This is a genomic window from Actinosynnema sp. NPDC023658, assembly GCF_040639995.1.
Classification (GTDB): domain Bacteria; phylum Actinomycetota; class Actinomycetes; order Mycobacteriales; family Pseudonocardiaceae; genus Actinosynnema.
Genome location: NZ_JBFAAX010000811.1, coordinates 1 through 2524, shown reverse-complemented (window position 1 = coordinate 2524; position 2524 = coordinate 1). Strand labels below are relative to the sequence as shown.

Here is a 2524-nt window from a genome sequence, read left to right as displayed (position 1 = left end):
CCTGGACGACCGGTGACAAGGAGGGCATCGGCACCTCGACCACCGCCGAGTCGAAGGTCTGGTTCACCCTCACCGGCGGCACGCTCAGCGAGGTCTACTACCCGAGCGCCGACACCCCGAACTCCCGCTCGCTGGAGTTCGTCGTCACGGACGGGAAGTCCTTCGCGCAGCGCGAGACCCAAGGCACGACCAGCACCACGACGCTGGTCGACCGGAAGTCCCTCACCTACCGGCAGACCACCGCCGACGACGCCGGTCGCTGGCGGCTCACCAAGACCTACGTCACCGATCCCGCGAGCTCGACCCTCCTGATCGACGTCGAGTTCGAAGGCGACTACCAGCTCTACACCCTGTTCGACCCCCAACTGGCGGGCGACTCCGGTCACGACACCGGTCACGCCACCAAGGACGCCCTGACCGCCGTGGACGCACGCGGACCGATCGCGAGCGCGCTCGTCTCCAGCACCGGGTTCCACGTCACATCGACCGGTTACGTCAGCACGAGTGACGGCGTGGCCGACCTGACCCGGAACTTCCGGCTGACCTCGACCTACCCGGAGGCCGGTCCGGGCAACATCGCCCAGGTCGCGCGGATCGCGCCGCGCACCACCCTGGCGCTCGGCTTCGCCGCCACCGAACAGGCCGCGCTCATCAGCGCCCGCGCGAGCCTGCACCGCCCGTTCGAGGTGACCAAGCGCTGGTACCAGCTCGGCTGGCACCTCTACACCGCGCGGCTGAAGGCGCCGAGGCTGCCCGCCGACCTGCTCGACCAGTACTGGGCAGCGGTCATGGCGGTGAAGGCGCACGAGGACAAGACCCACCCCGGGGCGTTCGCCGCGTCCCTGACCGTCCCCTGGGGCCAGGCGGTTGCAGCCGACGGCGCGTTCGGCGGCTACCACTTCGTGTGGGCGCGCGACCTGTACCACCAGGTGTCCGCCCTGCTCGCGGCCGGTGACACGGAGGCGGCCCGACGTGCGGTGGACTGGCTGTTCACCCGGCAGCAACGGCCCGACGGCAGCTTCCCGCAGAACTCGAAGGTCGACGGCACGCCCGACCAGACGAACGTCCAGCTGGACGAGACCGCGTTCCCGATCCTGCTGGCCTGGCAGACCGGGCGGTCCGACCCGCGGTTCTACCGCGACCACATCGCCAAGGCGTCCGACTTCCTCGTGTCGTCGGGCGCGACGACGCCGCAAGAGCGCTGGGAGGAGACCGGCGGCTACTCGCCGTCCACGATGGCGAGCCAGATCGCCGCGCTGACCGCCGCCGCCGACATCGCCCGCCGCGCGGGCGACCCCGACGGCGCGGCGCTCTACCAGGCCACCGCCGACTCCTGGCAGCGGCAGACCGAGCAGCGGATGTTCACCACGAACGGCCCGCTCGGCGACGGCCGGTACTACGTCCGCATCTCCGGCAGCGGCGACCCGAACGACGCCGCCACCCGCAACTGGGCCAACGGCGCGGGTGTGCACCCGGAGAACGCGCTGGTCGACGCCGGTTTCCTGGAGCTGGTGCGGCTCGGCGTGAAGCCACCGGGCGACGAGGCGGTCGCGCAGTCCCTGCCCGAGGTCGACGCCTCGATCAAGGTGAGCACACCCGGCGGCGACCTGTGGAAGCGCTACACCCACGACGGCTACGGCGAGACCGCCGACGGCGGGCCGTGGACCGGCGTCGGCATCGGCCGCCCGTGGCCACTGCTGTCCGGTGAGCGCGGCGAGTACGAACTGGCCAACGGCCGTGACGCGCTGCCCCACCTGCGCACGATGGCGGCGACCGCGAACAGCGGCCGGATGATCCCCGAGCAGGTCTGGGACCAGGCCGAACCCACCCAGCACGGTCACGTGTTCGGCAAGGGCACCGGCTCGGCCGCGCCACTGGCCTGGGCGATGGCCCAGTACGTACGGCTGGCCCAGGGCATCGCCGCAGGCAGGCCCGTCGAGACGCCCGCAGTCGTGGCCGACCGCTACCGCACCGGTCCCGTCGCCACTGCGGCGCTGACCCTCGACGGCCCCGCGGACCTGTCCACCGCCACCGGCCGCACCGTCCGCGTCCACGGCGCCACCGACGCGTCCAGCGTGGTCGTGGCCGTGGGCCCGGTGAAGAAGCGGGTCCCGGTGAGCGGCGGTCGGTTCGACACCGAGGTGGCGTTGACCGGCATCGACAACACGATCAGCGTCGCGGCCGCGGGTGACGGCGCGACCGCGTACGAGCGGCGCACCGTGCTGTCCTACGGCGAGCGCGTCGGTGGACTCACCGACCCGGCCGGGGACGACTGCGGGCCGGGGACGTACGTCTACCCGACCAACAGCGCGTTCAGCCCGGACAGCTTCGACCTGACCCGGTTCGACGTGTTCCGCGACGGCGACCGGGTCCGGTTCGTCACCCGCGTGGCCGGCGCGATCACCAACCCGTGGGGCGGCAACGGCATGAGCGTGCAGCGGGTCAACGTCCTGCTGCGCGACCCCGCCCAGTCGACGACCACCGCTCCCGGTCTCCCGGGCACCAACACCGCGACCGCCGGCGC

The 2524-nt window shown here is 72.3% G+C and carries 1 protein-coding gene; it reads left to right on the top strand.

Features of this window, described 5'->3' with window-relative positions; translation table 11 throughout:
• Positions 1–2524 (top strand): glucan 1,4-alpha-glucosidase (locus AB0G02_RS35060; protein ID WP_360803185.1); only part of this gene is annotated, 2524 nt, incomplete at both ends.